At 38.0% G+C, this 24,427-nt stretch carries 24 protein-coding genes and 1 pseudogene; 13 read left to right on the top strand and 12 right to left on the bottom strand.

What is annotated here, in order from left to right:
* Positions 1-6: 6 nt before the first annotated feature.
* Positions 7-204, top strand: a pseudogene (locus DSM106972_RS54525) (DUF1016 N-terminal domain-containing protein); the annotation flags it as partial.
* A gap of 87 nt (positions 205-291) precedes the next feature.
* Here DSM106972_RS54525 and DSM106972_RS52965 read toward each other — a convergent pair.
* Positions 292-741: a hypothetical protein gene (locus tag DSM106972_RS52965; RefSeq protein ID WP_201800888.1), complete on the bottom strand. Its 450-nt coding sequence runs from the start codon at positions 739-741 to the stop codon at positions 292-294.
* Positions 742-1,187: 446 nt separating this feature from the next.
* On the opposite strand from DSM106972_RS52965, the gene DSM106972_RS47605 reads away from it, so the two are divergent.
* The 3 genes from DSM106972_RS47605 (at position 1,188) to DSM106972_RS47595 (ending at position 2,580) form a co-directional block, all read left to right on the top strand.
* On the top strand, positions 1,188-1,505 hold the full coding sequence (locus tag DSM106972_RS47605; protein WP_127087265.1) for a hypothetical protein: 318 nt from the start codon (positions 1,188-1,190) through the stop codon (positions 1,503-1,505).
* Complete coding sequence (locus DSM106972_RS47600) at positions 1,502-1,864, top strand: aspartyl protease (RefSeq protein ID WP_127087264.1); 363 nt, start codon at positions 1,502-1,504, stop codon at positions 1,862-1,864. The genes DSM106972_RS47605 and DSM106972_RS47600 overlap by 4 nt, the downstream gene beginning before the upstream one ends.
* Positions 1,865-2,175: 311 nt before the next feature.
* Complete coding sequence (locus DSM106972_RS47595) at positions 2,176-2,580, top strand: excisionase family DNA-binding protein (protein WP_233787000.1); 405 nt, start codon at positions 2,176-2,178, stop codon at positions 2,578-2,580.
* Between the two features lie 193 nt (positions 2,581-2,773).
* On the opposite strand, the gene DSM106972_RS47590 is transcribed toward DSM106972_RS47595, so the two are convergent.
* From DSM106972_RS47590 to DSM106972_RS47575, 4 genes are all read right to left on the bottom strand, one after another.
* Entirely contained in the window at positions 2,774-6,127 is a 3,354-nt protein-coding gene (locus DSM106972_RS47590; protein ID WP_158633012.1) for a CHAT domain-containing protein, read from the bottom strand.
* 152 nt (positions 6,128-6,279) lie between these two features.
* Complete coding sequence (locus DSM106972_RS47585) at positions 6,280-8,175, bottom strand: CHAT domain-containing protein (protein ID WP_158633011.1); 1,896 nt, start codon at positions 8,173-8,175, stop codon at positions 6,280-6,282.
* A gap of 28 nt (positions 8,176-8,203) precedes the next feature.
* The gene (locus DSM106972_RS47580) at positions 8,204-9,163 is read right to left on the bottom strand and encodes a DUF1822 family protein (RefSeq protein WP_127087261.1); all 960 of its coding nucleotides are present in this window, start codon (positions 9,161-9,163) and stop codon (positions 8,204-8,206) included.
* 35 nt (positions 9,164-9,198) lie between these two features.
* On the bottom strand, positions 9,199-9,933 hold the full coding sequence (locus DSM106972_RS47575) for a sigma-70 family RNA polymerase sigma factor (protein ID WP_158633010.1): 735 nt from the start codon (positions 9,931-9,933) through the stop codon (positions 9,199-9,201).
* A 228-nt stretch (positions 9,934-10,161) separates the two neighbouring features.
* Here DSM106972_RS47575 and DSM106972_RS54520 point away from each other — a divergent pair, with 228 nt between their 5' ends.
* The gene (locus DSM106972_RS54520) at positions 10,162-10,362 is read left to right on the top strand and encodes a hypothetical protein (protein WP_127087259.1); all 201 of its coding nucleotides are present in this window, start codon (positions 10,162-10,164) and stop codon (positions 10,360-10,362) included.
* Positions 10,363-10,389: 27 nt separating this feature from the next.
* Here the strand turns inward: DSM106972_RS54520 and DSM106972_RS47565 are convergent, their stop codons facing one another.
* Positions 10,390-11,691, bottom strand: a complete 1,302-nt coding sequence (locus DSM106972_RS47565; protein WP_127087258.1) for a hypothetical protein — start codon at positions 11,689-11,691, stop codon at positions 10,390-10,392.
* A gap of 329 nt (positions 11,692-12,020) precedes the next feature.
* On the bottom strand, positions 12,021-12,242 hold the full coding sequence (locus DSM106972_RS47560; protein ID WP_127087257.1) for a ribbon-helix-helix domain-containing protein: 222 nt from the start codon (positions 12,240-12,242) through the stop codon (positions 12,021-12,023).
* Positions 12,243-12,382: 140 nt separating this feature from the next.
* Between DSM106972_RS47560 and DSM106972_RS47555 the strand changes: the two genes are divergently transcribed.
* The 3 genes from DSM106972_RS47555 to DSM106972_RS47545 all read left to right on the top strand — a co-directional run bounded on the left by DSM106972_RS47555 (position 12,383) and on the right by DSM106972_RS47545 (position 15,140).
* Positions 12,383-13,249, top strand: a complete 867-nt coding sequence (locus tag DSM106972_RS47555) for a hypothetical protein (RefSeq protein ID WP_127087256.1) — start codon at positions 12,383-12,385, stop codon at positions 13,247-13,249.
* 590 nt (positions 13,250-13,839) lie between these two features.
* Positions 13,840-14,262 carry a hypothetical protein gene (locus DSM106972_RS47550; protein WP_127087255.1) on the top strand — a complete coding sequence of 141 codons (423 nt, stop codon included), beginning with the start codon at positions 13,840-13,842 and terminating at the stop codon, positions 14,260-14,262.
* A 5-nt stretch (positions 14,263-14,267) separates the two neighbouring features.
* Complete coding sequence (locus DSM106972_RS47545) at positions 14,268-15,140, top strand: hypothetical protein (RefSeq protein WP_127087254.1); 873 nt, start codon at positions 14,268-14,270, stop codon at positions 15,138-15,140.
* Positions 15,141-15,145: 5 nt separating this feature from the next.
* Here DSM106972_RS47545 and tnpC read toward each other — a convergent pair whose 3' ends face one another.
* Positions 15,146-17,872, bottom strand: coding sequence for an IS66 family transposase (gene tnpC, locus DSM106972_RS47540; protein WP_127087253.1), 2,727 nt, complete (start codon positions 17,870-17,872; stop codon positions 15,146-15,148).
* A 15-nt stretch (positions 17,873-17,887) separates the two neighbouring features.
* A complete protein-coding gene (locus DSM106972_RS47535) occupies positions 17,888-18,427 on the bottom strand; it encodes a hypothetical protein (protein WP_127087252.1) in 540 nt (179 codons plus the stop codon).
* 115 nt (positions 18,428-18,542) lie between these two features.
* On the opposite strand from DSM106972_RS47535, the gene DSM106972_RS47530 reads away from it, so the two are divergent.
* The 5 genes from DSM106972_RS47530 to DSM106972_RS47510 all read left to right on the top strand — a co-directional run bounded on the left by DSM106972_RS47530 (position 18,543) and on the right by DSM106972_RS47510 (position 23,112).
* A complete protein-coding gene (locus DSM106972_RS47530) occupies positions 18,543-18,830 on the top strand; it encodes a hypothetical protein (protein ID WP_127087251.1) in 288 nt (95 codons plus the stop codon).
* A 280-nt stretch (positions 18,831-19,110) separates the two neighbouring features.
* Positions 19,111-19,686, top strand: a complete 576-nt coding sequence (locus DSM106972_RS47525) for a recombinase family protein (protein WP_127087250.1) — start codon at positions 19,111-19,113, stop codon at positions 19,684-19,686.
* A gap of 73 nt (positions 19,687-19,759) precedes the next feature.
* Positions 19,760-21,391 (top strand): DDE-type integrase/transposase/recombinase, encoded by a 1,632-nt coding sequence (locus DSM106972_RS47520; RefSeq protein WP_127087280.1) that lies wholly within the window; start codon positions 19,760-19,762, stop codon positions 21,389-21,391.
* A gap of 4 nt (positions 21,392-21,395) precedes the next feature.
* Entirely contained in the window at positions 21,396-22,358 is a 963-nt protein-coding gene (locus DSM106972_RS47515; protein ID WP_233787001.1) for an AAA family ATPase, read from the top strand.
* A gap of 508 nt (positions 22,359-22,866) precedes the next feature.
* On the top strand, positions 22,867-23,112 hold the full coding sequence (locus DSM106972_RS47510) for a type II toxin-antitoxin system VapC family toxin (RefSeq protein WP_127087248.1): 246 nt from the start codon (positions 22,867-22,869) through the stop codon (positions 23,110-23,112).
* Between the two features lie 3 nt (positions 23,113-23,115).
* On the opposite strand, the gene DSM106972_RS47505 is transcribed toward DSM106972_RS47510, so the two are convergent.
* Genes DSM106972_RS47505 through mcdB form a run of 3 tightly spaced genes read right to left on the bottom strand, consistent with a single transcriptional unit; the run spans position 23,116 to position 24,279 of the window.
* Positions 23,116-23,541, bottom strand: coding sequence for a type II toxin-antitoxin system VapC family toxin (locus DSM106972_RS47505; RefSeq protein WP_233787976.1), 426 nt, complete (start codon positions 23,539-23,541; stop codon positions 23,116-23,118).
* Between the two features lie 8 nt (positions 23,542-23,549).
* The gene (locus DSM106972_RS47500) at positions 23,550-23,813 is read right to left on the bottom strand and encodes a hypothetical protein (RefSeq protein WP_127087246.1); all 264 of its coding nucleotides are present in this window, start codon (positions 23,811-23,813) and stop codon (positions 23,550-23,552) included.
* Positions 23,814-23,862: 49 nt separating this feature from the next.
* On the bottom strand, positions 23,863-24,279 hold the full coding sequence (gene mcdB, locus DSM106972_RS47495) for a carboxysome distribution maintenance protein McdB (protein WP_127087245.1): 417 nt from the start codon (positions 24,277-24,279) through the stop codon (positions 23,863-23,865).
* Between the last annotated feature and the right edge of the window lie 148 nt (positions 24,280-24,427).

The raw sequence follows: 24,427 nt of genomic DNA, 5'->3' as shown, positions 1-24,427 counted from the left end.
CGCAATCTGAAATACATGCGTGCATTTGCAGAAACATACCCAGACGAACAATTTGTGCAAGAGGTGCTTGCACAAATTACTTGGTATCACAATATTGCTTTAGTTGAAAAAGTAAAGCTACCAGAGCAACGCTTATGGTACGCTCAACAAACTATTCAATATGGTTGGAGTCGCAATATATTAGTTCACCAGATAGAAAGCGGATTATATCATCGCCAAGGCAAAGCAACTACTAACTTTGATAAAACTTTACCTCAACCACAATCAGAACTAGCCTGCCAAAATATTATCTTACCGACCAAAAACCCCAACTCCGTAGTAACAAGCACCAGTGCCACAATGAGGCATATCAACTTTGACTTGATATGTTCCACTTCTGCGAGGTGTGAAACCAACAACTGGGGTGTCATCGTTATCATTATCGTAGCCAATAACATTACCATTTTGGTCGTAAACGGTAATATCTAAATCTGAGCAGTCGCGGTCGCAAACTCCAACAATGCCATAAGATTTACCAGCATCAAGATTAATATTTACATAGCCTGACCCGCCATGATATAGCATATTTACATAGGGGTCATGGGTTGATTCGTAGCCATTCAGACCAGCACCGTAAAGAGCGTTTATTAATTGTACTGCTACGTCACCAGTGAAACTGTTAGCGCGCGCTTTTGTTGGTGTTAAAATAAGGGCGCCAAAGAGAAGAGGTAGAACTGCGAATACTTTAGTTTTGAGGTTCATAATTTGAGCTTCCTTTTAGTAGTTAAGCTGTGTAGTTTGTTAGTTTTTGAAAGCAGAAGCTTTTGGTCAATAAAATCAAGCACAAGGATTTTGTAGAGACGGTAATTAATTACGTTCCACGATGGGTAGCTTATTTTTTAGGCAGACAAATCTATTGCTGCAAGATATGAAATTAAGCTTTTGGGAGTGAACTTAGCCCCTTGTGCTTGTTCTGTTATGTGTGCGATGGTATAGTGCTGCTTTTACGCAAATTCAGAAAAATCTGAGTAAGACAGAAATGGCACAACAAATGCTTTAAGAGCGCAGGTCGTCCCTTGACCTGTAGAAATTTGGGAAGCTGCGAGTCGAACTCACCTGAAAAATTTACAATTACCCATCCAGAAGCAGGTTGTTTCAACCACTTTACGCCTAATATATAGATATCGCACATCGAGAACGAGAACGTTATGACCGGAACTAAACCTACTCGTACCGCGCGCAGAGGACGTATTTTCCCGGAAATCCAATGGACTCCAGAACAAAAAGCCCAATGGAGGACAGAGCGTGAGGAATTCCGTAAGCGCTGTCAAGTAATTTTTGATCAAGTTAAGCCAGATTTAATGCAAACCCATTACAACTGGTACATTACGATTGAACCCAATAGCGGCGAATATTTTATTAATAAAGATGAATTTTCTGGCGCCAATTCCGCGCATGAGAAATATCCAGGTGCAGAGTTGTATACTTTTCGTATCAACGAAACAGGTGTGTGCGGAACTATATGATTTCTGGTTTTTTTGGTGATGAGGACGCTCTTTTTTTTGAAATTGAATTAATCGCATCGGATGGCTTAGAGTTGCCGATAGATGCCATGTTTGATACAGGGTTCTCCGCGTTTTTAGCTATTAATAATCAAGACTTAGATGCATTGGGATGGACTTATATAAAACAGCAAGCAATGTTTACAGCACGCGGAGAAGCAGAGTTTAGACTTTATCTGGGGCAAGTACGAATTGATGGGCAAGATTTTAATATACCCGTGCATGTAGGTGAAGAATTAACAGAAGTTTTACTTGGGCGCCAATGGTTACAAACTAAACAATTATTAGTAAATATGCAAGCAGGTATATTGACTTTAGGGTAGTGTTCCATGTCATTAGTTTTGGTAGGTTGGCGTGCCAAAAGTTTTGGTAGGTTGGCGTGTCAAAATAATTCATTTGCACTATGATTGGCGCCATTCCAAAACAAATAAGAATAAAGCTTATAAATAACCCATGTAAGACTATATAGCTTTTTCTTTTTCCATAATTGTATTTTTCGATACAAAATCCTCTGATGTTGAAAAATCATACTTTGATTTCCGAGCTATTTCGTTTATTTTGTTTATTTCGCTAGTTTCGTATTCATGTTATAATATATATGCAGCAAATTCTTTATTAATCAAACAAACGCCAAATGACACTTTCTGTAAACCGAAGTATCAAGGAACTAGCACCCACACATGAGGATGTAGCACTTGCTAAAGTCAGTAGTCAAATCTTGGCATTATATTCACAAAAACACCTCTCTCATGGGAAGTTCAAGCTAATCTCAGATGATGGAGAGGAAGAAGTTGTAGCTATACCAGCAGCAGCATTAAGCTTGCTTGTAGAAATTTTGACACAAATTGCTGCAGGTAATAGCGTTAGTATAGTTTCAACTAAAAAGGAAATTACAACTCAAGAAGCTGCTGACCTGCTGCAAGTTTCTCGTCCTTATTTTGTTGAATTATTAGAGTCAGGGAAAATACCTTACCGTAAAGTCGGCACACGGCGCCGGGTTTTAACTGAAGATGTAATTAATTATAAAAAACCAAATTGACGCAGCACGAATGCAAACTCTGGCAGAGTTGGCAGCGCAAGCACAAGAACTAAATATGGGGTACTAGGTTACAAACGTGTCAATGACTGCTATTTACGATGCCTGTATTTTAGTAGTTATCTGCAAATAAATTCCAAGCTTGCCAAGGAAGACGACGTAAAATCGATAATAATTTTCCATAACATTATATACCTTAATCCAGTTTTAATGAAGCAAAATGTTCTTGTAATAAGCGATGAATAAAGATGTAGCCACCACCTACTTTTTGTAAGAATATGCGCTCTGTAGCGTAGTCAAGGAAGCGAGCGTAGTTCCAAGGAGTATATTTTTTGAAATAAAGAATGATTCGTAGAGTGATATGTTTAATAACAGATAAAGCTGGAATTAGTGCAAGTATCAATCCCCAAAAGATGCCATAATTAAGTATTTGCCCTAATACATCGTAGTTCGTATAATGTGATAATGCAATAAGTTCTTGTTCTAAATCTAGAGTCCACTTATTAATGAGACCCAAAATTAGCCCGCCAATCAAACTAAAAATTGCAGCATTGATACTCGACCTGTAAATACCTTGATTCGGGAATGCTTTTTTCTCTAATTCATCTCCTCTTAAACCAAAACATAAAATACTAATTAATCCACAAAATAATGCAAATATCCGAATTGATAAACCAGATGAGTTATTGAAGGACACAACTAAAAGAAATATTAATCTTTCAATATATTTATTATTAAATGAATAGTTATTTATTATTAGTTCCTGGCTATGATTGTTTAGTATCTGATTTTTACTTATCTTAGCAAGTATTTTATTATTGTAAATATAAAAACAGGTAATTAGAGTGCTAGTTATTATAATGAATAGTGGATTTGTAATTATAACTAAAAGTGGAAGTATAATTATCGCAAGAGAAGGTTGAATTAAATATAAAAGCATGAAAATTGCTGAAGTTAGCGTGAGAATTACTGAATTTAGTATTCCAATAATTAACCCTAAGAAAGCTCCTTTTATAAAAATAAAATATATCTTAAATAGAGATATATTGATTTTTTCAAATGTTTTAATTTCTTTTGTCCTTTGAAGCTTAATAATTATCATATTAATTATTGCAATAATAGTAGTTAAAACAAAAGATACTTTCCAATTCATAAACAGTATAATAAACTTTTCAAAAATTGTAGTATTATTTGTAAATTCTGAACCATAAAATTCTGAACCATAAATTGAATAAAGGCTTGGCGAAAATATTGATTCGGCAGTGAGACTAATCAAAAAACACCCAAGTAAATGAAAAGTTATGCCCACTGCAAGCACAAAAATAATTCGGTAAATCCATTCATGCGTTTTATTTAACAACCAGCTAGGCTGCATACTTTCAATTAAAAATACTGTCTCTTTTTCAAAAGACATTCTTTTCGCTAACCAAATCAGCCAGCGCATAGAATCCTCTTTCTTATAACGCTCCTTCTTCAAACCACGACGACGTTCAAACATCCGCTCAATGTATTTATCAAGCAAATGTTTTCGGCGCCCTTCTATTGAATCAATTATCGGTAAATCTTCACTCTCCAACCCTTGATAAGCGAGAGTCATAATATCAAGCATTAGGGGAGACTGTGCTAACTCTTGAAGTGTTTCATCCTCTTGCCATAAATTTCTCACTGCTGCTAGTTGGGAACCAGCAATATCAAAATAATAATTAATTTGTTCTCTTGTTAGTGGTTGTAAATAAATTGCACTTTGCAAATCTAAGCGATAATTTAGCCTTTCATAATCTCTAATCCGACTTGCAATAACAATTTCCGTTTCTCCGTAATCTTGGCGAAATTGATTTAAAGCTTGAACGCACAAATTTCGCCGTTCTTCTTTCACTTCATCTAAACCATCAAGTATTAATAGCAGCTTTTGTGATTTAATCAAGAAAAGCGCAAATTTTTTAGAGACTTTATAACTGCGTTGAAATTCTTTAACCAGCCAATCAGCGATAGTCTGCTTTGCCTTTTCGCTACCCCAAGAAGACAAATTAAATACTACGGGGATTGGTTGATTAACATCAATTTCTGCACGGTTAATTAAATCGCGCGCTAATGATAATAAAGTAATTGTTTTCCCTGAGCCAGGTTGACCTAAAATTAGCAGCGTTCGACAGAAAGCCATTTCATTAAATTTATCTATAACTCTTGTACCTGGGGCTAAAGTTTGCCTGAGTTGATTTGGTGTTTCCCATACCATTCCCCAAGGATGATTTACTGCGTCGAGTCGTTCCTCTAACCCTAGTTCAAGCAGTACCCTGCCATGCAGTCGCTTTTCTAAAACACCTTCTACCCAGAAGTTTCTCACTTTACTGAGCAAAACCTGACGTTTTTGGTACTCTTCGCGGCTAAGATGGCAGTTAGGATTCCAGTTTGCACCATGTATCCTCCCACCAGTCCGCAATTTTTCCCAAGTTGGCGGTATTACAGTAGGATTTTGACAAATAACTGGTAAATATTTTGCACCGGGATACTGCTCGTTAAATTCTTCTAGCCTTAAGCGCGCTTCCCGTACCGACGCATACAGCGATTGATTATTACAGGCTAATGCTGTTAAAAAGTGCTTTAAAAATGTTTTGGCAACTGCATCAGGTACAGGTTCCCGCATGACTATCATTTGACGAATATTTAGTTCAGCTAGTTGCTTCGCTAAACCCAAACCATCACAGGAATTAAAAATTGCCAGTTGCAAACCACGAGAAATAGCTTTTTTGAGCGCTTCAAATAGTTCCGTTATATTTAAGCCTTGAGCTAGCTCATTAAGAATAATTTCCCCAACTTGACCATCAAGAGAACTTGAACTATGACCAGCAAAAAAGAAAATATCCCAGCCTTCTTCAAGCCAAAGACAATCCCGTAACTCTTGTGGGTCAGGTTGTTTGAGGAATTTTAAAAAGGCGCCAAGCTGCTTTAACTTCTCCAGTTCTTTTTGGTCAAACGTAATATCAATTTCTTGACTACCATCAGCTACAGTACTTGACCCTAACACAACAAGGATTCTCACCTTGTTTGAATTGGAGAGAGGTAAATCACCAGGTGTTGCAAAAGTAGTTGGACTCAGAGCAATTTCTGATGAAGGATAATTCTCTGCAAACAAATTCCAAGCTTGCCAAGGAATCCGGCGTAAAATAGGGTCTTTAGTTTGAATAATTACCCGAATTTCTTCTTCATTATTTAAGGACTGTTGTAAAAAATCTCTAATTTTCTGCCATTCTAAGTCGGTAGAATTATTCAGCCAGTTATTGAGATACTCAACAAAGTTGTTAACTGTGTCAGTGTGAGAAAAGTTAGTTACCCCAGCTTGTTTTGCTTTAATACGCGAATTTTCATTAAAATTAAAAACGCTTCGCCACTCATCATTTAACTTTTGTGGCATGTCGGGGTTCGCTGGTAATCGACCAGTTATTTGCGCGCGTGTTTCAATAGTACCTCCATCCAAGCCAATCTGGACTGTACAAGAAAAACCTCGTTGAAAATCTCCCTCTAGTAGCTGCAAGATAACTAACTTCCCCATCACCATCTCCTTACTTGCTTTGCTTGTTTCTTACAACAGTCTCATGTAGAAATCACTTTGGGTTATACCTCTGTCCTTAACATCTGTTTTCGTCCACATCTCGGTTTAAACTTTTATATACTTGGCTAAAAGATTACTTACTATTTTTAGCTTTAATTTTCTTCAGAGTATGACTTCTCTAATTTTTTAAGCTCTGCTTCAGCTTGTTTTACTCGTTGTTCTGCATTGTTGTAAAGTTCTATTGCTGCATTTCTTTTATCATAGCTAAGATAAAGCTGTGGATTTTCCTCAGTAAACCTGCCAAAATCAGTTGTTAACTTTTCCTCCGCAGATTGTAAATTATTCCAAGCTTGATCGCGTTTTTCGTAAGCCTTTTGTAGTCTATATTTAGCTGATTCAATTGCAACTGAGTCCTTTGAAGATTGTGTAGGATTAACAGCAGGACTAGAAGTAGAACTAGGAACAGACGCAAGATTCCGACCTTGGCTGGGTATATTTGATACTGGTGGTTGCCCAGTTAGCGCAGGTGGTGGTGACTTTGGCATAGATACTGGCACTTGTGGTGTTGGTGTTGGTGATGCGGAAACATTTGAAGCAATACCAACAGAAGGGAAATAACCACCACCTGTCCCTTGTGGGGTTGGTGATGCGGAAACTACCGCTTGAGGCGCCTGCAAATTACTGGCAGGCGCAGGAAGTTGTAATGTAGGCGTTGGTGATGGCAAATTTGATGACGTAGACTCTGTAGGTTTGGGTGATGACGAAAGTTTTGAAACTGTTGTAGTTAGCATAGGGCGAATAACAACGATAAAAATAACTGTTACTGTTCCCAATCCTATTAGTCCAATTAAAAATTTCCATAACGGCAAGCGAAGGTGAGGAGTGAAGGGAAAGTTCACACTTCGTTCCACAACCTTTATGCTGCCACGAGTCCGTAACTGTTTCCACGTCGGTGGTATTACAGTCGGATTTTGGTAAATAACTGGCAACCATTTCGCACCTGGAAACCGCTTCTCCCAATCTTCCAATCTTAAACGTGCTTCCCGTACTGCTGCATAAAACGACTGATTACGACATGCAAACGCCGTTAAAAAGTGTTGCAAAAAGGCTTTGGCAACTGTATCTGGGACTGGTTCCCGCATCACAATCATCTGACGAATATTTAACTCAGCCAGTTGGTTTGCTAAACCTAAACCATCACAGGAGTTGAAAATAGCTAATTGCAAGCCACGAGAAATAGCTTGTTTTAGGGCTTCTTGTAATTCTGTAATTTTTAAACTTTTTTCTTTGGAATTAAGAATAATTTCACCAACTTTACCATCTTCCGAGCTGGAACTGTGACCAGCGAAAAAGAAAATATGCCAACCTTCCTCTTGCCAAAGATATTCGCGCAACTTTTCTTTTGAAGGTTGCTTGAGAATTATTATTTCTGCTCCTTGGTTGCCTAGCTTTTCTAGTTCTTGCTGGTCAAATTGAATATCAATTTTTGGGCTGTTTAATCCAACTGTATTTTCTCCTAAAACCGTAAGGATTCTCACCTTTTTTGACTGACGACGAGGTAAATCACTAGGGGTTTGAAAACTAATTGGACTAAGAGCTATTTCTGCCTTGGGGTAGTTTTCTGCAAATAAATTCCAAGCTTGCCAAGGAAGACGGCGCAAAATTGGGTCTTGAGTTTGAATAATTACCCTAATTTCTTCTTCCTTACTTAAATGCTGTTGTAAACCATCTCGGATTTTTTGCCATTCCTTATCCCTAGAATCATTAAGCCAATCATTGAGATAATCAACAAAGTTCTTAACTAAATCAGTGCGGGAAAAGTTAGTTATTGCAGCTTTTTTTGCTTGAATGCGGGAACTTTCATCAGAATTAAAAACGCTTCGCCACTCATCATTTAACCTTTGTGGCATTTCGGGGTTTGCTGGTAATTTACCAGTAATTTGCGTGAGGTTTTGAGTAGTATCCTTATCTTCCCGAATCTGAAGTATACAAGTAAAACCCCGTGCAAAATTTTCGGACGGTAGCTGCAAGATCACTAACTTCCCCATTGGCATCTCCTTGTTAGCTCCGAGGGGCTTACAGTATAAAATTTTCAATTATACTAACATCTTCCAAAGCCAATTTGACTTGAAATTCGTCTCCAGTCCGTCCTTCCTCTAGTTCTAGCTGCATCCAATTGTCAGCAACTCTAGCTTGATTATCGCTGATAACGGCGCCATCACTACTCAGTACAATTAACTGCAACCCTTGTGGTAAATAAATACCGTCACCAGTTGGATATACCCGCAAACGAATATCCACCGACCCCGACGTTTGTGTAGTAAGTTGAATAACAAGTGCAACTTTGTGGGACGCTAGTTGTATTCCCAGGTCAATCACCTTAGCTCGACTAACACTAACTTCTTGGGAATTTGGCTCTTGAATTTTCGGACGAATAGCACTGCGATATGCGGGAGATAATACTAAATCTGGAGATTGCCAATCTAATGTAAATAAGTTTTGCAACCACTGACCCAAATGTACTACCGCTTGTTCTATTACAGAAGGGTTGGGGGAAACTTCTGCAACAGGTTGTAAATTGTCTATTAAATCAGTTAAAGATTGTAAGTCACTCAAGGATAACTCTTCGGTTGTAACTTCTTTGACAAACCCTAATAATGTAGCTGTTTTGGAGATTTCATTAATTTCTACCACAACATAACCAATTCGAGAAGTCCAAACTTCTGGTGGAATCTTAACTGTTTTTGCTTCTGGTAAAACTGGACGACATTCCAATTTACCAACACCTATAATTTCTAAATCCGCTACATCTGATAGTAAATGTGAGAGCGAATTCCAACTATCACTATGCTCTAAATCTGTTTCCACTTCTAAATATTGGCAGTAGAAATTGACCGCATATACAGCCAAAGTATTGAGGTAAATCTGCCTAGATTTATCTGAATCTTGCTGTTTACTACTTAACTGTCGGGCAAAATGATATGCCTGTGCAGTTAAAGGAACCTGAAAATGTAATGTTTCGCTCGTGTAATTCATGATGTACTTTTTCCCTCAATTGGTTTACAAAGTAATTAATTTTGATAATCTTTCTGGTAATATTCCTGAATTTTAGGAATAAATAATTTAAGACAGCGTTGATAAAAACTACTCAGTGTTGATACGCTTATTGCCCATTCAACAGACATATCGCCCCAAGATTGTTTAGCCAACCGACGTAAAGCAATAGCTTGAAAAGTTGCCTTTGGATGATTTTTAATATGCTCAACTTTAAATAAATCATCTGGGTCTGCTTGCAAAATTTCTTGTAATATTTCCCCACTATCAGGCACAATTTGCGGTTGTGGAAGTGTATCTAACAGCGTCTCATCTAAAGATGCTTGTTGGTTTCTCGTATAGCGTCTAATTGCGTCTATAAAACGCTTATTTAAGATAAAATTTACCCAATTTATTACCGTACCAATTTCCGGGTCATATTTCTCGATTTTTCGTGAAATATACAACCATGTTTCTTGCAAAGCTTCAATATACACATCTTCTGGATAGTTATATCTCCCCTTACAAAAAAGCCTTCTAGAATTCTGAATTTTACTGGCAAGTTCAGAAAGCGCAAGCTGTCTAGACTTACTTTTGGGTGGAAATTTTTTGGCAGTAATAGCCAGATGTTCTAGCCTGATATCCAGTGCATCCATAGCGTTATTTACTTTATAGGTATGCTGTTGTTTATTTTCCCAGTTGGTGGCATAGTCTGGAGATAAAGGCTTTTTTGTATTGAGTTTTAGCATCACTGGTGGCAAGTTTACTCCCATAAAGCTTGTTCTCCTTGTTTTCATGCAATAATACATGCGTTGGGAGTAACCCGCTTTTACGCAAAGTTGAAAAAAAATTTTCCAATAACGTTATTGGAAGCCAAAATATTATGCAGTAACTATCCGGCGCCACATACCGAACCGAAAATTTACCTAGACCGCGCGCTCCGAACCGATACAAAATCGCTCTCAATGAGTCCATACGCGGATACAAGAAAAAAATAAATATTGTTGTTATCTTTCCTCCAAAATCGCCACTTGTTCTTAGATATTGCTAATAGAAAAGACATAAATATCCGAATTGATGGTAAATTTTTTAAACCAAGAGGTGTAGCAATGGATGATTTACCAGCTAATGTGAAGAATTTTTTTAATAGTAAATATATCGATAACGGGGAGTTATTTATTTTATTAGAATTATTAAGTTGAAGCAGGAAAAGAAAGAATTATTAGTTTTCATAGTTGTTGATTATTTAGAGCCAACAATAGCTGACGAAAATTTTTGCCAGACTTGCCTGAATCGATTAAATTCTCAGCTATATTGACTCCTGTTTTGAGTTGGCTCACAATGTCTTCATGAAGATTAGGTACTTTCTCCCCTGCTACTAGTAACAAACCTGCGTTTGCTACCAAAAAATCTCTTTTGGTTTTGAAGTGCTGTTTTTCTCCTTGGAGAATTTCCCAGAAAATATTAACTTCTTCTTTGAGTTCTCGTTCTCCTTTAATCTCTTCTATACTGGCTCTTTCAAGACCAATATCTTCTGGTGAAAACTCAGCAATTGTAATATTTTCCGAGTCAACTTTAATTATGAGATTATTAGGAATATCTTTCACTGGATTAACACAGGCGTTAGATATTTCATCAATTCCATCATAACAGTGATAAATTATACCTTGACTTCCCAAGTGTAGATATATACCAAGAACGTAAGGTATCATTCCTAAGTGACAAACTCCTGTGGAATGATGAACTGGATTTAATACCTGTGCGTTTGGAGCAACTATTTTAAAAATATCTATATTTATAGGTATATCTATTTTTTTTAATATTTCTTGCCAATTTTCTTTTGTAGGTTTGTATCTACAATTAATCTCCATTACATTTTGATGCCACAGTTGTTTTCTTGCTTCTCTGAGCTTATCTGAATATGGAAATCCCAAATCAGCAAGTGAAACAAATGCGAAATTGTAGCTGGCAAGTAATTCTTTTAAACTTGAGGGGTGAACTTGAATATGGTTGTATCCAAGTTCTATCATGGCTTGAGAACTTCCATGAGGAGAGGTTACATTTCCTGTTCCTGTCTTGCAGATTGTTACTAGAGGAGCGGCAATAATAGATGCGTGAGTTGTGGCATGTATTGTTTTAATAAAATCTCCTCCACTACCAAACGCATGGTCATGAGGAGTCAAATCAAGATTATATCGTTTGTCTTGAAGGTATTTCCAAACTTTTTGTCTTAAGTAGTCTACAAGAAAATTTACCTGACTAAACCCGATTGTTCCGTTGCCAGGGGAAATTTTTAGTAGCGTTTTTGTTAATTCTTCAATATTCTTGGTGTTATCGCTACAACTATCAAAAAGTTCTATCAACTCTGCATTTTTAATAGGTTCAGTATTATTTTCTGCATCAATAAATTTTTCAAAAACTTGTTCTAGAATTCCAAGTCGCTCCAAAATCTTACGTTTTTCACTAATAAAACCTCTAGAGTAAAGAAGTCGGAGATCTTGCTTACTGATACTTGATATAAATTGACACATATAATTATAACCTTGCCTTGTGCCTTAAACCGTAACAAGTTAAGGTTATAGCACATTTGCTAATTGTCGAATAGGACAGTAACACAACAAAAGACGGAGTGATATCTATCACTTAAGCTATCAGTCGGTAATTATGAACCCAAAGAAGTGGCGCCATCTCAATAATTACTCCCGGAGTGTAACTCGTAGCGCTTCCTGTCGTTGAGGAGGCATTCGATAAATTCTTCTGCATGTTACTAGTTTGGGTAGGGCTTCGGTCATAGTTACTACCTCCACGGTCGCACCCTGCGCGCGTTTATGCTTACATATCGAAGCGCGTCAAATTTGCTCTACGCACTTATATTTTCGATTTCTTGGTTTGCCAAATATGCATTAAGTGCCTCGCGTATCAAATCTGGCACAGTACAATTGCGCGCGTCGGCAAGTTTTAAGAGTTCTTCTTTTACACACGGACTAACCACCGCCTTTACCTGTTCGGTAAGCGGTTCATTCCTTCCGTAATCAAAACGATATTTCACCCCAAAATCAGGATTGCCGCGCGGGTTTGCCATTTGTGGAATTGGCGCATATAACTACAACTGCGTTCATTATACTACGTCTACATATGAACAGAAAAACTTATATTTAATCAGCATCAACAGTGGTGTACATCGCTGTTATAATAAATATACTTCTTCCGGAGGTGAAAAGTATGAACAGGGCTGCTATCGCCGAGGTTGTTACTAACACAGACTCAACACAGAACGAAGATAATGTTGAGTGTGCAACTTCTACCGTTCAAGATTATGAGCTTACCTATGACGAACAGCGCGAGCGCGAGCGACTCGAACGTCTTGTAGAAAGGGCATTTTACCAGGCGGGACTAGCATTAAAAGAACTTAGGGATAGACGACTTTACCGTAATACACATACTTCGTTTGACGAGTATTGCAAGGACAGGTTTGCATACCACCGCTCACGCTACTACCAATTAATTAATGCAGCGACAATTGTAGATAATCTTCAATCATGTCTACAATTTGTAGACATTTTACCAACCGCAGAGGGTCAAGTCCGACCGCTCGTTCCCCTCAACCCAGATGAACAACGTCTTGCTTGGACTCAAGCAGTTAAGGCTACAGATGGTAAAGTACCATCAGCTAGAGTTGTAAAAGATATTGTGGATAAAATTCGCGAACGAACTAAATTGCCCAATCCCTACCGTGTTGGTGAAGTGTGCCTAATCTTACCCAAAGATAATCCTGATTTACGCGGTAAAAGTGGGTGTTGGTGTATTGTTACGCATGTTGGAGATTTTAGCTGTACCATCGATACGTGGGACAACGAGTACACAGTGAAAATCGAACACCTCAAATCGCTGGAATATACTGATTCGGAATGCGAATTTATGGGCGAACTGTTGAAAAGATTACGGCGCCTGCATCAATTACCAAACCACGATTCTTCCATTGATTGGCAGCTTGCAGGATTAGGGAAACGTTATGAAGCTTGGCTTACTAATGTACAAGAGGAAGTATTGCACACATTTGAGAAAGCATACGGTTTAATTGAAACTTGATTAACTTTAGAAGCGCTCAATCATCGGCGCCTCGAAAAGCGTGAATTGCTAGGAGAGGGTCAAAATTCATGCAAAATATGTGATGTTTATTTCGCCAAAAGCCTATATAACATTCATATGCTGCTTTCAAGAGAGGAGCGCCCTCTCTTAAACCGCTTCGGCTGACTACAACGGCGAACGTGTAGAAATCTGGGAAGCTGGAAGTCATGAGAGCGAGAAGTAACTGTTCGTACTTTATCCGGCGCCGTTTTGAAAATTAAACGTGGTAATCTTCGTCCCTGGCTCGACATTTAGTTTTACCTAGGAAAGTTTGCATTATTACTTGTCTGGAGTTCTTAGGCGCCGTTTTGAAGATTAAACGGGGTAAACTTCGCATTTATTTTACTCAACACAGCTACCGCTTATTTTATTAGAACGGGAGCAACCGACACATACAAGGGCGTAGGGTGTGTGACGCCATTGAAAAAAATTGAGCGTAGTGATAAGACTTGTAGCCTGATCGCACCGGCAAATCAATGTGACTTAATAGATGAACTTTTCGCATCTATAATTAAGTCTACAATTGTAATAACAAATTACCAGAAATTGCTATGAGTACTGAACAAACTGTTTTGGAAGTAGAAGCAGCAGAAATTACTAGGTCTTTTTTAGAAGACTTACAAAAACTCTCTTATTATTCTGGAGAACCAATAGCTGCCGTTTATGCATATAGCTTACTCCGGAAAATGCGAGACATGCTAGATAGATGCATTGGCGACCCATATACAGAAGTAGTGATGGCATTACATGATGCACTTGCATACCAAAACTATTGGATTGATTATACTAAAAACCAATATCAAGGTGCTTACGAATTATTCCTATCTCTTGTTAATCGAAAAAAACTTAGTGATGCAGAAGTTGAAGATGCTATTTTGGCTTTAGATGATTTAGGATTTAATATCATGCCATTTGAGGTACAACTAAATGATAATATTCAAGAATATGAACAAGATTCAGAACAAGATATATAAACTATATGTCAGATAAAATTGAACAAGAGTATTTTCTTGACACCTCAGTAGCACGTTCTCTAATACTTGCTACACAACTATATCAACATTATTTCAAATCGCAGTTTAATGGCAAAAATATTTACATATCTAACTATGTTAGAATGGAAATTAAACGTAGCTATTTAATCAATATTATTTCCTTCTATTTTATTTTACGTATGGATACTATAAATAACATAGGAGACGCAATTTCCCTTTGGAGTAATAAATTTAAAGGCAGCGAACTCAAAGCTATTTTACAATTGATACCTCAACTTTTTGGTACTCGGCAGTTTAACTTTTATAGTAAAGAAGATAAGGAAAAAGCTATTGCCGCTTTAGTCATATACATCAAACGTTTTGACTTGACATTAAGAAAATCATTTAAAAATACCAACAAAGATTTGACAGCTTGTAGTCGTGCAATGGTTCCACTTAGTGTTGACTTAAAAAATCCAACACCAGGACTAAAAAAGTTTGCTGATGAATTTGGAGATATAAAAAGCTGTAGAAGTAAATGTCAAATCGACCAGTTTATATTAGTAGAATATAAAAAATCGATTGAGCAGTTAATTCAAATTGCGTCCCAATTACCTAAAAATACTAATACAAGGGGATTTATTAATATTGTAACTAATCTTAAAGAAATCTTGAAAACAGGCGCCACAGCGTGTGATTGTAGGCGCTGCGAGAAAATTGGAGATGCTATTATTGCTTTAGATGCACCTCGCAATATGCAATTGGAATATACCGATAATTCCTTTGACTATCTATGTCCAACCATCAACCAACCTCATTACAAGCACCCATCAGAAAATCGAGTAGTAATGAATATATCAATTATCGATGAACCATAAAAAAATTACTTCGAGGACTTAAATTTATCAATATCCTTCTCTCCTGACATGAAGAATTTTAATAATGATTTATCTTGAAATCTACAGGTTTGCATAATTCCAAGTAAAACGAGATATGAGGTAGCACCAGATTCATAAAAAGACCCTGATATTTTTCGTTGTATAGCAAGATGTCTAATCGCGCGCTCTGCTGTGTTATTATTCCAGGGTATAGCATCTTGTTCAAGAAAAGTGAATAGGCTTTGCCTATAACGTTCAAAGCGTTTTTGATATTTAACTGCTAATTCAGAGCGGTAAACTTTATCAAGTATATTTTGAGTATAGAATTTTTCTACGACTTTATTAAACTTGCTTAAATGTCTCTTTTTTAAGCCATATTTTTCAACTGTTTCAAGTATTGGTATAATTAAGTTCCTTACCTCAGAAACAAAACATTCAAACTCAGTATCAAATGGCGCGTCCCATAAATCATCATTTATATCTTTAATTAAATGACTCCAGCATTTTTGCTGTTTACAGTTTACAGAGTCATAACCGCCATAAAAATCTGAAACTAATACACCCTTATATTCAGATAAAATTTCATGAACAATTTCTGCTTCTCTCGTCTTAGTTAGTCGGAATATTACATGTTTACCGTCGGTAAATACCCAAACGTATTGATTTATTCCTCTGATGCTTATCTGAGTTTCATCAACGTGAATAAAAGGGCTTTCTAAAATTTTTTGAATAAGAATTAGTTCAGTTTCTGCATAGTGTTCAGAAAATTGTTTTAGGAAATAAGTAATTGTTCCTTCGGCTATGCTTTCACCAAATAATTCCTCGGTTTCCTGCACAATAATTTGATATGGTAATCTAAGAAAAAGTCTTTGATAAACAACCCAAGCTTTAAATCCATGTCCATAAGAACAAGGACGACCCATTCCAAAAAAACTTGGTGGCGCCGAATATTTTTTGCATATTGGGCAGTAGTTCTTATAACCTATATACTTGATAATATTTTTCCTGCATCCAGTTTTAAAAAAAATAAGGTCAATAACTATTTTGTAAATTATCTTGCGTTTTTCTTGGAGAAGTTCATTATTACATTGTGGACATGCTTCTAAAGCTGGCACATGAATTACTTTGTTTATTTTTGAATTAACTGCTCGGTTGTAATTTTTATACTGTCGTGCGCCTCTTTTTTTGATTTGGCTATTCTCATCAGTATTATCTTTGGAAAGACTTATCTTCTTCTTATCGTAGTCGGCATGAGCAAATTTAAGAATTGTGTCAAATTGGTTGTGAATTTTCTTGCCAACTTCTGTAGATTCTTTTTTAGGTTGATTAGCGAAATCAATATTAGATTGCAATTCGGAATTTGTTATAATTTTACAATATTCATCTGCTAATAGTTTGAGCGCGCGACAATCATCTTGATTGTATTGAATCAACTTTTGCTGATGTTCAACTTCTTGGCTGTCTTCCCATTGATATCGCCAAGCAATACTTTGCAATCCAGATGCATTTGGAACTGTCCAATAAATTCCTATAAAATCGCCAATTGCTTTTAGACTATTAGAATAAGTCGGAAAGTATACCTTGCCATAAATATATGAGTTAAGATTTATCAAACGCTGTTTTATTAACTCACAATCAGTTGAGTACCTTTTTGCTAATTCATTAATGGCTTTGACTTCATAACTGCCATAATGATAAATTACAGCTTCAGGATATGAGTTAATTTTTTCAATCAACTGCTTCCAAATGCTTTCTTCATCATCAGCTGTATTTGCCCAAAATGAATGATATGAAGCATTCTCTGCCGTGCAAACCAAAAGACCAATTAGATAATAAAAATTCTCATCGGGAATACCTTCAATATCTAAAAAAAGCTCAACTGGTTTTCTAGATAATGAGGGTATTTCCTGGATATATATTTTCTGCTCTCTAATTGCTAAAGCTTGCAGTTCCAGGCTGTGTTTTACAGGTAATTTACTTTTTCGCTTTTTCTTATTTCGTCTGAGTCTAAATAAATACGAAAGTTGATGAATGGTAAATATTCCCTTTTTGTGGTACTTTTGAATTGCTTTAGGTGTCATTCTATCGAGCAAGCTAAGATTATTCTCCTTGACAGCTTGTTCTCGACATAAATCCCGAAATTGACAGGATGGGCAATGCTTATTCAAAATCAAAGGTGGAGGTTCAATAGGCTTTTCTTCTACCCATCCTTGTAATGTTTTAAGGAATGAAGTTATTGATTTATAACCACTTTCCAGTTTAACTCGATGAGCCTTTCCATCCATTCCCACAATTGTGCCTACAGCAGGTAACTGTTTTTGAATTTGTCCGAGAATTTTACCAATAAATAAAAGTTCTGTTTTATGTTCATTGGTGATGCTGCAAGTTCCAATAATAATTGTCGGTTCGTAGATTGAATTACGACGTGATGAGGAAGCATCAACTTTTGTTAAAACATCGCAATGAGCTTCCCAATACTCAGATTTAAGGCTTGCTTCAACGAAAAAATCATTTCCCTTAAAGTTATTTTTATCATATTTTTTGGCGCCAATATGTTCTTGCTTAAAAACCTCTAGATACTCAGCTTGATGAGTCCTTTTACGTTCTTCGATAATGCGGGAGTAGTCATGGGGAGTTCCCTTATCATCAGAAAACAGCATTAAAAATGCTTTGCGAGGACACAGGGAATAGGCAACGAACACTTCTGACGTAATGATAATTTCGGTACTCATGACAAAATATTTTTATTATTGCGGTACTGGATGGTACAAACCATCTTTATCATTCCACTCCCACCCAAACGAACGCGGGTCTCGGTTGCGGGTATAACTAATAAATTCTTTGGTGCTGAGTTTTTCTCTTTCTGCTGACAGGGTTGCTGGGTTTAGTCCTAACCGTTGAGCTAAGTTCTCGTGGGGGAATGCTCCAAGTTCGACAGTTGGTTGCTGGAATGGGTTATAAGAATTTGAGCGACTTCTTGAGTTTTGGTTGCTTCTGGTAGTGCGAATTGCCGTTTCGATTTTTTCTAACTGTTGCAGCAGGGTTTGGCGATCGCTTTTTAGTTGAGTTTCGAGTTGGTCGAGTTTTTCCTCCAGGCGCCTGGTATTCGTGTTTGTAGGGATAAAATTGATAACAGTTTTGCTATCAAATTCGGCAATTACATCCTGAAGCCTTTGCAGGAGGGCGATTGTGTGTCCTTCTCGATGTAACCGTGATAATTCGCGTACTGCTGAAATCAAGGCAGTAGGTACGCGAAGCATTTGGCTTTTGGGTGCAGGTTCGCTCATACTGATATCAAAATTGCTATCAGTAAATTTTACCAGTTATGGGTACCTGTTGAGTTACATTCAAATATATATAGTTATTTGACCGTGTGCTTGAACTAATTGCACCTCCAAAAAAATGGAAGAAGCTCAACTGCTCCACAAAATTAACCAAGGTATTGACCCAGAACTCCGCGCTCAGTACCAAACGCTTCGCGCGAAAAAAGAAGCCGAAACTCTCACGGACGCTGAGTACAACACCCTGATCCAACTCAGCAACACTATCGAACAATTCGGCGCCCAACGCCTCGAAGCCCTTGCCAAGCTCGCTCAACTTCGCCAAGTCTCCCTATCGGAACTCATGGAAACACTAAGTGTAGCGAACTGCAAACATAAACGCTTCAAACTGCAAACAAGTCAAAATTGAAACCACATTAACTGCAAATAAGGGGGGTCTCAAAACCACATTATCTGCAAATCAAACCACATTAGCTGCAAACAAACCACATTAACTGCAAATAAACCACATTAACTGCAAATAAGCTGTAATGCTTGGAAATAGTGGATTATAAGATTTTGGCGCCTGCGTGTGTCCAAAAAATACGAACTTTTAAGCTGGACACATATGTACACTATTTGTGGTTTAATTTGAACTGTATACGTTCGGTTAAATACAAATCGCGGTTTAAACCGACAGTGAGTGTATTATGGTTATTTATGCTTATTTGAGAGTATCTACCGACCACCAAGACCTGCACAACCAACGACATGGCATTTTGGAATATGCCAACGTACATGCTTTGAGTCCTATTCAATTTATAGAAGATACTGTTTCTGGGCGGGAGAAATGGGAGTCACGAGGTATCGGATTGCTGCTGACCCAAACGGCTGTTGCTGAAGATGTCGTAATTTTTTCAGAAGTTAGCCGCATGGCACGCTCCACCCTACAAGTATTAGAAATGCTGGAGTGCTGTGTGCGCCGTAGAATTAGTGTTCATATTGCGAAACAAGGCATGGTATTAGATGGTTCCATGCAAAGCCGAATTACAGCAACGGTTTTGGGCTTGGCAGCAGAAATCGAGCGTGAATTAATTGTACTGAGAACAACCGAAGCCCTCGCCAAACGCAAAGCTGAAGGAAAAATCTTGGGGCGACCCAAAGGGCGACAATCAACACACTTGAAATTGGATACTCGTGAAGCAGAAATTCGTAACTATCTGAACAAAGGTATCAGCAAGCGCTCGATAGCCAAACTTGTCGATTGTTCCCCCTCCACTCTCTAAGATTGGTTGGAACGTAAGCATCTCCATCCACGAGAAAAAGTGGGGTCGAAATTATAGGATGCCCAAGAAACAAATACCAGCAGAAACGGTAGTAGACCTGCGTCGTCGTCTGAACCAACTACCACCACGCAGTAAGGAACGTAGGCTGTTAGTTCAGGAAATAGCTCACCTTTATGGCATTTCCGAAGATACTGTGTATCGGGCATTACGAGAGGATATGCAGGTTCGCTCAGTGCGTCGTGCTGACCGCGATGTCCCCCGTGTGATTCCCAAAGCCGGACTAGAACGTTACTGTGAAATAATTGCTGCCATTAAGATACGTACATCAAACCGCAAAGGGCGCCATTTATCTACGGTGCAAGCAATCCGTCTTTTAGAAGAAGACGGTATCAATACTCCAGACGGTCACGTCACAGCTCCAGCAGGACTATTAAAACCAACGACCGTCAACCGTTACCTGAAAAAATGGGGTTACGACCGCGATACCTTGATACGACAGCCACCTGCTGTTCGCTTCCAAGCCGAATACAGTAACCAATGTTGGCATTTTGACTTGAGTCCGAGCGACCTTAAACACGTCAAAGCACCAGCCTGGATAGAACCGGGGCGAGGACATCCTTTATTAATGCTTTATAGCGTAGTCGATGACCGTAGTGGTGTTGCATACCAGGAATATCACGGTGTTTACGGTGAGGACGTAGAAGCAGCGCTGCGGTTTATGTTTGCTGCAATGTCAAAAAAGGCGGAACCTAACTTACCCTTTGAGGGCATTCCCCAAATGCTCTATATGGATAACGGTCCTATCGCTAAAAGCTTGGTATTTCAAAAAGTAATGAAAGATTTGGGGATTGATGTACGTACCCATTTACCCAACGGCAAAGATGGGCGACGGGTGACGGCTCGTTCCAAGGGGAAAGTGGAACGACCATTTCGTACCGTTAAAGAAATGCATGAAACTCTCTACCACTTGCATGAACCAGAGACAGAAGCCGAGGCAAATGCCTGGTTGATGAAGTTCTTGCTGCATTACAACAGTCGTACCCATCGCAGCGAACCCCATTCGCGAATTGAAGATTGGATAGATAACCAGCCCGACGATGGGGTTAGGGGAATGTGTCAATGGGAACGTTTCTGTACTTATGCACGTTCACCCGAACGTCGTAAGGTTGGCATTGATGCTCGCGTCACAGTTGAGGGTGTGGCTTATGAGGTTGAACCGGATTTAGCAGGGGAAACAGTAATTCTTTGGTGGGGTTTGTTCGATAACGAACTGTACGTAGAACATTCTGAACGTCGCTATGGTCCCTTTCTTCCTGTGAATGGCCCAATTCCCCTGCATCGCTACCGTAGTTTTAAGAAAACGCGAACCCAGAAACGGGCTGACCGAATTGAAGCTTTGGCTAGACAGCTTTCCTTGCCAAGTTCGGCTATTGGTATAGGGGATGTAACAATATTAGGTGATACAAAAGAACTGAAAATAAAACCTTTTGTTGACTCCAATCCATTCACCGAACTGACATTCAGCACAGCGATTGCGGCAAAACTAGCTATAGCTGAATATTTAGCACGTCCGTTAGCTAAACTTACGCCCGAACAGGTGACTTATATTGACGCGGTTTGTACCAGCACCCTCAATAAACAGGAGGTTATGAAGCAGGTGCGAGATTTTTTTAATCCTTTACCTGGTACAAATAATGCTGAGTGATGTCATGACTTATTTTGGTCTCAAACGTACTTTAGACCATGTGGGGTATTTTGAAACTGAAGACCAGACGAATTTATTTAAAGAACTGAAGTTACAAATCAGGCAAAGTCGCTTAATTGCGATAACGGGTGTTGTTGGTTGCGGTAAAACCACCGCTTTACAGCGCCTGCAATCAGAATTAGTTTCCGAAAAAGACATTATTACCTCTCGCAGCCTTGCAGTTGATAAAGATAAAGTCAATTTGGGGGTTTTAATGACTGCTTTGTTTTGCGATTTGAGTACGGAGAAGGATGGAAAAGCACCAACCCAACCAGAACAAAGGGAACGAAAATTATTAGCATTGATTCAAAAATGCCGTAAAACCGTAGTCCTTTTCGTAGATGAAGCCCATGACCTTAATAACAGTACGTTGGTCAAAATTAAACGTTTGATTGAATTGATACGTCAGAATGGTTGTAATTTATCCGTAGTTCTAATTGGGCATCCTAAACTCAAAAATGATTTACTAAGACCATCTTTGGAAGAAATTGGTGCCAGGACAGATGTATTTAGCTTTGAAGGTATTCGAGGTCATCAGACTGAGTATATAAAATGGCTATTGGGTGAGTGTATTCACTCTGACTGTATACCCGAAGATTTAATTACAGATGAGGCGATTGCATTTTTAGCAGAACGATTAACAACTCCATTACAAATCGAACATTACCTACGTTTATCCTTTGAGAAAGCTTACCAAGCTGCAACCAAACCTGTCACTGTTGGCATACTTGAAGCTGTTTTAGCTACTGGACTTAACGATTTAGAGCCTCGTTTAATTAGACACGGATATAACGCTAAGGTGTTAGCTGAGTTATTAAATATACGAGTAAGTGAAGTTAATTCTTTTTTGCGCTCCCAGTTACCTCCTGGTCGAACTGAAGATTTAAGAGACCAGATGTTGAAAATTGGAATTCCTTTGTATGCGTAATGTTATTTGATTCAGTCTACTAGTTATAAACCTTGTAAAAACGGAGAATACTACATCCAGATTTTTTTGTTTTATTGTTGTCCACTATATATATAGATAAATAGACACATGTGTCCAGCTTAAAAGTTCGTATTTTTTGGACACACGCAGGCGCCAAAATCTTATAATCCACTATTTCCAAGCATTACAGCTTATTTGCAGTTAATGTGGTTTATTTGCAGTTAATGTGGTTTGTTTGCAGCTAATGTGGTTTGATTTGCAGATAATGTGGTTTTGAGACCCCCCTTATTTGCAGTTAATGTGGTTTCAATTTTGACTTGTTTGCAGTTTTAAGTGTTTATGTTTGCAGTTCGCTACACCTAACTGATTATCTTACACCTGCATTTTTATATGTAATATTATTCATAAGTGCTACTTGGATAAAACTGCGCTATGAAACTTTTTGAGCAGCAATATTGATTGCCTCTAATTCTTCGGGAGTTAAAAGCACTTTGCTACTAAATACCGTATTGGTAAATTACCCGAAGCGAAACAAATTGTTGAGGAATATTCGCAAATATTGCAGCAGGCTAAATTTATTGAAATTCCCATCACTACAGTTCATGCACTTAGAGCAGGAAGTTTGCCAATTGACCACCGAGACCCCTTTGACCGTATGATTATGGCTACTGCTGAAATTGAAAATTTGCCTGTTATCACTTACGATGTAGCTTTTAAAACTGGATTAATTCAAGTAATTCCCGACCCCAAGTAAAGTCTATTGAGGGACTTGTACTAGGTTAGCAATTGTTTCGTTTAGACGGGTGAAATGCTTAGGGTTTAGTGTTAGCAGTTGGTCAACATTTGCTTTTAGCGCTGCTTGTGCAATTAGTGCATCAAAAATTCCTCCTCCGGGGATATTTAGAGATACCATTTGAGCTATTGCCGCTTGATAATCTTCAACCAATAACGGAACGAATTCAAAATTTTTTAAGTTAGCTGTAAGCTGTTTTTGTGCTAATTGAGGGCTAATTTTTGGTTGAATAGGTAAACGAGTCATAACAGAATAAATTTCTGCTAAACTATGTGTAGAAATGACCCCCTGAATATTTTGTTGTAATGCTTGGTTTAGTCGCTGCACACAAGCGGAATGACTTTGATGACTAACAACTAGTGCAGCGACTATTACAGAACTATCAAACATGACTTTCATTAAGGCATAAGCTCCTGAATACGTTCGTTACGCATATCATCTATAAAGGTAACAAGGTCAAAATGCGAGGGTAGTGGAGCATCAACTACTAAAACATTACCTTCGTAATAAGTAGTTGGTTCTTCTTGTGATGGTTCTTGAGTTTGCTCGTTGAGTCGGTAAATTTTTTCAGCAACAGTTTGAATAATAAACTCCTCTAATGAGATACCCTGAGAGCTTGCCCATTTTTCAACTTCTTGTTGAAGATTAACAGGGAGATTCATATAATCAAAAATTCTCTATATGTAACATTATCATTATAAACTACGGGAGTCAGTAAGAATTGCCTAACATGGTTATTAACCGTTTAATTTGACCCACTCGCTTGCGTTGGTCGTATCTTCGTTTCGCTTCTGTGGTAATTTTTTCTACGAGTGCCTCATCTGCATTTACAACTGTCCAAGCTGCTTCTAGAAATGTTTCTACTGTGATTCCTTTGTCTTTGCAAAATTGGGTTAGTTGAGAGTCAAGGTCTTTTTCTAACACAATAGCCGAATGGCGCCGTGTTTCGGGGTATTGTTCAAGTTCGGCTTTGAGGGATGCAAGCGTATTTATATTATTATTGTTTTCGGCGACTGTTACAGGTTGTACTTCTGGTTCGGTTGACTTGGGAACGAGTGCGTCAATTCTTTCTGGAACAGTTGCGCGATTGCGTTTGTTACGAAGTTGGTTGAGTATGTTATCTGACATTGTTTAATTGCTCCCAATACATGCACGGATTTTCTGAATTAAGATTTCAAAGGGATATTCCAGGTCGTTATAAGTAAGTCGGCGCCAAAATTCCTAACTATGTAACGAAAAGTTAATAAGAGACGTTAGAGTTAAATTTTACACGCTG

The organism is Dulcicalothrix desertica PCC 7102, assembly GCF_003991905.1.
Classification (GTDB): domain Bacteria; phylum Cyanobacteriota; class Cyanobacteriia; order Cyanobacteriales; family Nostocaceae; genus Dulcicalothrix; species Dulcicalothrix desertica.
Note: the sequence above shows the minus strand (reverse complement) of the source record. Positions and strands in the feature narration are given on the sequence as shown.